The sequence below is a fragment of the Oceaniglobus trochenteri genome (genome assembly GCF_020529025.1).
GTDB lineage: Bacteria > Pseudomonadota > Alphaproteobacteria > Rhodobacterales > Rhodobacteraceae > Oceaniglobus > Oceaniglobus trochenteri.
Map to the genome: position 1 here is coordinate 1 of NZ_JACNMM010000028.1, position 6,620 is coordinate 6,620.

The window sequence follows — 6,620 nt, forward strand, 5'->3', positions numbered from 1 at the left end:
ATCATGTTTGGTAGGCTCAAGGACTGGCGACGCGTAGCAACCCGATACGACAGATGCCCAAAGGTCTTCCTTTCGGCAATCGCACTCGCCGCAACCGTCATCTATTGGCTATGAGTCCTGACCCTAGTATGAATTTACGGTGAAATCGAGACTGGAAACCTAGGTCGCATGAGGTCAGAAATCAAACTGCGGGTTCTCCCTAAGATTGTAGAGAAGTCAGGTCTCTCGTCAAGAGCAAGTCACCAGTTCAAATCACAGGGAAAAACCAACCCGCAGCCGAGAGCATCTCATGTGCGTATGTCATGAAGGTCTAATCAGCCTTATTAGCAATTGCTTTACTGTTTTCCCAAAAATCACTAGAATAAAGGCCAGCGCTGCGACCGAAAGCAACGAGAAGGCGAGCGTACTTTCTACGAATATCCAATAGTCATCCCCTGAGATCACCAATGCTCGCCGAAAATTGGACTCCAATATCGGGCCTAGAATGAAGCCTACGATTAGCGGTGCAAGCGGGAACCCCGCAGCCCTAAGACCAAAGCCAACACCCCCAAATACTAACATGACCCAGAGGTCAAAAATGGAGCTTTCAAGTGAGTAGACTCCAAGCATGCACAGAAGAACGATCAAGGGCAGTAGCGTCACTTTTCGAAGCCGGATACAGGCCACAAAAATTGGCGTCATTACTATTCCCAAAAAGAAAAGCATGAAATTCGAAGCGATATACGAATAGAAGATGCCGCCGACGAACTCTTGATTGTGCTCGAAAAGGGATGGTCCCGGAAAGAATCCTAATATGACAAGTGCTCCCATCAGAACCGCAACCACCGGATCGCCAGGAACACCCAGCGCTAGCGTAGGGACAAGCGCGCCACCAACTGCCGCATTGTTTGCGCTCTCGGTCGAAACAATCCCATCTTCAACCCCAGTCCCGAATCTCTCGGGGTTTTTGGACAACGAACGTGTTATAGCGTACGCCGAAAATGACGCGATAGGCCCTCCCGTACCGGGAAGAGCCCCTAGACCTGCGCCAATGGAGCTGGAACGGAATAGATTCATTGGATACTTCAGCGCTATCAACGAGCTGCTGAAGGACGGTCGGCTTGCAGGTATTTTAGGCTTGGCGGAGAGTTCACCACCCATTACTTGAAAAATCACTTCAGAAATAGCAAACAAACCCACAACTAGTGCCACCACATTGAAGCCGTTGAGTAGATAAATCGAGCCACCCGTAAAGCGCGGTTCAGAAACAAATTGATCGTAACCAACCGTAGCCAAGAGCAATCCGATAACGCCGGATATGAGTCCATTGATCTTGTTTTCGCCTCCGACGAGAGCGATGGTTATGAGTCCGACGACGGTCAGGGCAAAATACTCCGCCGGACCGAAACGCAGTGCAAATTGAGCAAGTGCCGGTGCCAAGAACACTAGAATCACGCCACCGATGAGACCGCCTACTGCCGACGCTGAAACTGCGATGGACATCGCTGTATGTGCTCGCCCAGCCCTCGCCATAGGATAGCCATCAAGCAGGGTTGCAGCCGCCATCGGAGTGCCCGGTATGCGAACGAGAATGGCTGAAATCGCTCCGCCACAAGCCCCACCGACATAAATTGAAATCAGCAAGCCCATACCGACGATAGGAGGCAGTTGGAACGCTATTGGAAGCAAGAGGACGATGCCCATAAGCGGACCGAGGCCTGGCAACACGCCAATAACGAGACCAAGGGCAGTGCCGACTGCAACTGCAAGAACTGCACCCCAAGATGCAAATACATCAAATCCACCAAAGATGATTTGGTCCACTGCTTAAAACTCCAGTTCAAGAAAGCCGATGGGCAGAACGACATTGAACACCATGCCAAAAATGACTGCCAAGCCAAAGCTCAGAGATATGGCCCATGAAACGAGAGCAATTAGCCTGCGCTCGCCAAGTGCTAGCCCCAGCAAAGCGACAAGGGCAGGGCTCGAGATCAAGTAACCCAGAGGATCGAGAGATAGAACGTAAACAACCAGAAGACAAAACACCAACAACGCGCGGTACCAAGTTACGCGTGTGGCATTCGAGATGAGTCTCTCATCTTCCTCGAACTCCAAACCCAACGACGCGGTGGGGACTTTTGCAACGGCCGATTTTCGGTAGCGCATTAAGTCAGCCACAGTCCGTATCGCCAAGAGTGTGAGCAGGAGAATTGCGTAGCCTTTCGGAACGAAGCCCGCATTGTATAATGCCCCGCCTGACGCAACGCCCTTTTCGGTCAGATCAGTGGCAATTTGATAGAGAAACCAAAGCGCAAAAAGCGCTATGAGGCCACTTGCAGCTAACTTTCGCGAGAGGTTTCGCATCGAACATCCAAACCGATTTGTTGGGCACAGTCATTGTCTGTGTCCAACGGTTGTCTCTGCTTCAGTTCAGAGCCTTGACAGCATCGGCTTCCCAGGTGATCGCATCTCGCGCTTGAGACAGCTGCTCTTTCACTGCGTTGCAAACTTCCAGGTACTGATCCGGTGAGTAGTCGGTAACAATATATCCGGCATCTGTGATGCGCTCTCGAATAGCCTCATCAGCCAAGGTGTCACGCATCGCGTCTCGCAGCACTTGGACTCTGTCTTCAGGCGTCTCGGAGGCAACGAGCCACCAGTTCCAACCCATAGGTGCAAGGCCCGTAAGTCCGACATCGATCCCATAGTCGACAGGTCGGGGGGAACCGCCGAATGCGTCGGCAACGCTTTCGCTCTCGCTTAGTGCGACCAGTATCCGGACATGATCCTTGTTTGCCTCATATTGGCCAGGATTCAAGATCACCCAATCGAGAACTCCAGCACGAAGGTCTTTTAGGCCAAGTCCGGCGTCATCATAGGGTATCGGTCTGGAAACTGTTCCCATTTGCTGCATAACCCGCGCTCCAACCATGTGAGGCAGAGTCAACCCATTACCATTGTATGCAGTCTCGCCAGGGTTGGCCTGCAAAAACTCGATGAACGACGGGAAATCGGTGAAGCGGTCGTCATCAATCCGAACGCCGATGCCCATGGCATTCGCAGTTGCAGAGTACAGAGGCGTGAAGTCTTCACAAGCCCAATTAGCTCTCTCGAACATCGGGGCAATTACCAAGGGTGCAACGTAGCCATCGATAATGATGTAGCCGTCTGCCTCTCTACTCAAAGCGGTTTCGAAGGCTTTCACACCTCCTGCCCCAGGAGTTGCAATGACAGGCAAAGCTTGCCCGAGCCGCTCGCTCATTCCATCTGCGATGATTTGGCTGATCCCATAGGTGATCGTACCCGGTGCCCAAGGGTAGATGTTCTGAATTGATCTTTCCGGAAAATCGTCAGCAATTGCCGACCCACAGAGAGCCAGGCCGGCAATTGCGCTCAGTGATAGTCTTTTGATAGTACGCATAAATTCCTCCCATGCGTTGTGACATTGATGGTAAACATTCATTTACATTTGGGTCTTACCCGTTTGCGGTTCGCTGATTGAATAGTTCAGAAAGGCCGTACCAGTCGTAGACTTCTTCAGGCACGTCGAGACTCTCAAGTTGACGGACCATTGCTTCGTAGAGTTTGGCCTCGATCAGGCTATTGCTGATTGGGTTTTTCTGACCAGGATCCATTCCAAGATCAAACAGCCTTGTCTCGGTATCATCGAACCCGATACCATCGTTCTGCGGGATTCGCTTTGCGTTCATCAGCGCTTTGATTTGTAGAATTTTGATCCCTTTAGTAAATGTGAACGGCCTTGCCAGTTTCATTGTGCGCAGCTCTTCAAGCGAAAAAGCGTCGACCATATGTTGAGGCGCGAGTGTATACTCGTGTAAGCCGTCGGCACCAATATCCGGCGGGTAATGGTAGAGCGCATAGCGACCGTCAGTTATTCCGATGGCACCCCCAAAAATTCCAAAAATAACTTCGCGATCTGTTGGTTCGCTTAGTGTAGCGAGGATGGATTTTGCACGTACCTCTTGTGGTACCTCTGCATCGAACAAGTCGAGGAAGGTAGGCATCAAGTCAGGTGTTTGCGTCACCGCTTTAACACGTGTCCCCGCGCTACCCGCGTAGTCGGGATGCACGAATATCAACGGAATGTGTGTTATCTCTTCGTAGTAAGGCATGCGGCATTTTCCCCACCATTCATGTTCGGAAAGCAGGTAGCCGTGATCAGTGGTTAGAATAACTGACGTGCCGTCCCACATATCGTGTTCATCAAGAAAATCGAGTAATCTACCTAAATACTCATCGCACATACGAACTAATGCTGCGTAGTTGGCGCGAATTTCCTGAATCTCCTGCGCGGAGTTTGTGACTCGCTCATATTCCGGCCAATTCAGAAGTGGCCCCGAATAAGTACTGTCTCCTTCGCGACGAAACCGTTTTGGCGCTGTGAACGGCTCATGTGGATCGAAGAGCTCAATCTGCATGAACCAGTTGTCCGCGTCATGATTGCGCTCGAGGAACTCAAGCCCCGCTTCAATACAACGCGGACCTGGTTGCTCGTGCTCGCCGCCGGCAAATTCTTGGTTGATTGCGTGCTGATAGCGGTTCGGCTTTCGAGCGTAGTGCTTGTCCGCGTACGCTTTTCGAAACCTGTCTATGGGCGGCTCGACCATTGCCTTCCAAGGATCATATTCTTGGCCACGAATGAACTCATAGGAGCTGAAGCGCGTGTGGTATCCGCCTCCGCCATCCTCAAAGTAGTGGTAGTGATCACTGATCAGATGAGTGTAGACACCCTGCTGGGTCAGAATACGCGCGAAGGAGTTGTCGAAAGGCTCTAAGGGGCCCCATGAGCGATGCAGAAAACTGACACGGCCCGTATGCATGTCCCGACGTGCTGGCATGCAGGGAAGCGATCCAGTGTAGTGGTTCTCAAAGCAGATGCCCCTTGCGGCCAACCGATCCATGTTGGGTGTTCCTATTGATCCTCCATAGGAATCAAGTGCTTTCAGGTTCAACGAGTCGAAAAGTAAAAAAATGCAACGCAAGCTGATCATCTCCCAGAAATCCTTGACAACCTCTTCCTTAGTCGCCGCGCTTGACACCCTATAAGGTTGACAAATCAAGAAAAACTCTATAAAGATTTTATGTCCATAACATTTTCTCATATAGAATGCTGAAATCTGGTTTGCTTTCGCGCCCTTTTGCCCAGTTCTGTGTGGTTTGCGAAGCGCGATCTGTGAAGGAAGCGGCAGATCGTATCGGCGTCACGCAGGCGGCGGTTTCACGGGGAATCAAAACACTTGAGCATCAACTGGGTGTGGAGTTGTTTTTTCGTGATGGATACCGACTGGAACCTACGGAAGCTGGGCGGGCGCTGAAAGCCTTTGCAATGCGAACACAGGATGACATCCGTCGACTTGAACTTGAAATGGCAACAATAGATGCTTCGAGGAGAGGCTTGTTAAAATTGGGAATTGGTCCGATATGGAGTCGCAAACCGCTGCCGCAAATCCTTGCAAGGCTGCGGGCAGAGTTCCCCACAATTCGGTTGGAAGTCACGACAGCTATTGCGCCGTTATTGATTGAAGACTTCCGCGCCGGTAAGCTTGACCTCATAATTGGAGAGATCGGAGACTTTAACGCCGAAAGCGGTATGCACCTTTTGCCGCTTTGGCGTACTGAGCGTGCTGCTTGGGTCCATTCAAGCCATGTATTGGCATCTCGTATGGAGATTAAATTACAAGATCTGGGAGCATACGATTGGATCGGCCATGAGCATGATAACACTCTCAAACATCTCGTCGCCAAGCGATTTGAACGGGCGCATATTGAACCTCCAAACGTTGCTATGGAAGCTACCTCGCTTGAGTTTATACTAGGGGTGCTCGCACAGGGTCAGATGATTGCAGTATTGACTGACGCGATGGAGGGTGCGGCTGAAAACTATGGTTTGGTACGATTGCCGTTCGCATTCGACGATTTGTCGCTAACCGCTTCGGTATTATACCATACGAACCTAGTAAGACTGGGACCGATACGAAGGCTACTCCAGCTTCTGCAAGCAAAGGAAGAGTTTGACTTCGCCTGCACTGTCCTACCGTCTCTAGGGTCAGGACTCATAGCCAATAGATGACGGTTGCGGCGAGTGCGATTGCCGAAAGGAAGACCTTTGGGCATCTGTCGTATCGGGTTGCTACGCGTCGCCAGTCCTTGAGCCTACCAAACATGATTTCAATCCGGTTGCGGCGTTTGTAGCGTCGCTTGTCATACTTCACAGCTTTCTTGCGCTGTTTCCTGCCTGGGATACAGGCGCGTATCCCTTTGTCTTTCAACGCTTCTCTGAACCAATCCGCATCATAGCCCCGGTCACCCAGCAGCCAATCAACATTCGGTAGGTGTATCGACCCAGTGAAAACCTGCTCATGCTACAAGGGAGAACGTAGCGATGAGTATGACGATGGACGACAGCATCAAACGGTGGACGGCGAAGCGTAAGACAGCGCTTGTCATCGAGATCATTCAGGGCAAGACGACAGTGTCGGAGGCGAGCCGGTCCTTTGACCTGACGCCCTCCGAGATCGAGGGCTGGGTCGAGGAAGCGAAGCGCGGCATGGAGAACTCGCTGCGCGCCAACCCGCTCGATATCCGCGAGCAATACGAGAAGCAGCTCCGGGACCTGCAGG

The 6,620-nt window shown here is 51.5% G+C and carries 6 protein-coding genes and 2 pseudogenes; 3 read left to right on the top strand and 5 right to left on the bottom strand.

Translation table 11 applies throughout. The features are described from left to right. Positions 1 to 114, top strand: a pseudogene (locus H7828_RS22565) (IS5/IS1182 family transposase); the annotation flags it as partial. A 186-nt stretch (positions 115 to 300) separates the two neighbouring features. Here H7828_RS22565 and H7828_RS22570 read toward each other — a convergent pair. The 4 genes from H7828_RS22570 to H7828_RS22585 all read right to left on the bottom strand — a co-directional run bounded on the left by H7828_RS22570 (position 301) and on the right by H7828_RS22585 (position 4,991). Then, positions 301 to 1,803 (bottom strand): tripartite tricarboxylate transporter permease, encoded by a 1,503-nt coding sequence (locus tag H7828_RS22570; RefSeq protein WP_226783308.1) that lies wholly within the window; start codon positions 1,801 to 1,803, stop codon positions 301 to 303. Positions 1,804 to 1,806: 3 nt separating this feature from the next. Continuing rightward, positions 1,807 to 2,343 carry a tripartite tricarboxylate transporter TctB family protein gene (locus H7828_RS22575; protein ID WP_226783309.1) on the bottom strand — a complete coding sequence of 179 codons (537 nt, stop codon included), beginning with the start codon at positions 2,341 to 2,343 and terminating at the stop codon, positions 1,807 to 1,809. Between the two features lie 61 nt (positions 2,344 to 2,404). Continuing rightward, positions 2,405 to 3,442: a Bug family tripartite tricarboxylate transporter substrate binding protein gene (locus H7828_RS22580; protein WP_226783310.1), complete on the bottom strand. Its 1,038-nt coding sequence runs from the start codon at positions 3,440 to 3,442 to the stop codon at positions 2,405 to 2,407. A gap of 13 nt (positions 3,443 to 3,455) precedes the next feature. Then, positions 3,456 to 4,991 carry a sulfatase gene (locus tag H7828_RS22585; RefSeq protein WP_226783311.1) on the bottom strand — a complete coding sequence of 512 codons (1,536 nt, stop codon included), beginning with the start codon at positions 4,989 to 4,991 and terminating at the stop codon, positions 3,456 to 3,458. 116 nt (positions 4,992 to 5,107) lie between these two features. Between H7828_RS22585 and H7828_RS22590 the strand changes: the two genes are divergently transcribed. After that, entirely contained in the window at positions 5,108 to 6,070 is a 963-nt protein-coding gene (locus H7828_RS22590) for a LysR family transcriptional regulator (protein ID WP_226783312.1), read from the top strand. Here H7828_RS22590 and H7828_RS22595 read toward each other — a convergent pair. Then, a pseudogene (locus tag H7828_RS22595) lies at positions 6,054 to 6,332 on the bottom strand (transposase); the annotation flags it as partial. The gene H7828_RS22590 and the pseudogene H7828_RS22595 sit on opposite strands and share 17 nt — an antisense overlap. A 62-nt stretch (positions 6,333 to 6,394) precedes the next feature. Here H7828_RS22595 and H7828_RS22600 point away from each other — a divergent pair. Then, positions 6,395 to 6,620, top strand: a 226-nt coding sequence (locus H7828_RS22600) for a DUF1153 domain-containing protein (protein ID WP_226781413.1), incomplete at its 3' end; no start/stop codon positions are given.

Bases quoted from the DNA above. Each gene is read 5' to 3' on its own strand.
- H7828_RS22575 (WP_226783309.1), bottom strand. From the start codon at position 2,343: ATGCGAAACCTCTCGCGAAAGTTAGCTGCAAGTGGCCTCATAGCGCTT.
- H7828_RS22580 (WP_226783310.1), bottom strand. From the start codon at position 3,442: ATGAATGTTTACCATCAATGTCACAACGCATGGGAGGAATTTATGCGT.
- H7828_RS22585 (WP_226783311.1), bottom strand. From the start codon at position 4,991: ATGATCAGCTTGCGTTGCATTTTTTTACTTTTCGACTCGTTGAACCTG.
- H7828_RS22590 (WP_226783312.1), top strand. From the start codon at position 5,108: ATGCTGAAATCTGGTTTGCTTTCGCGCCCTTTTGCCCAGTTCTGTGTG.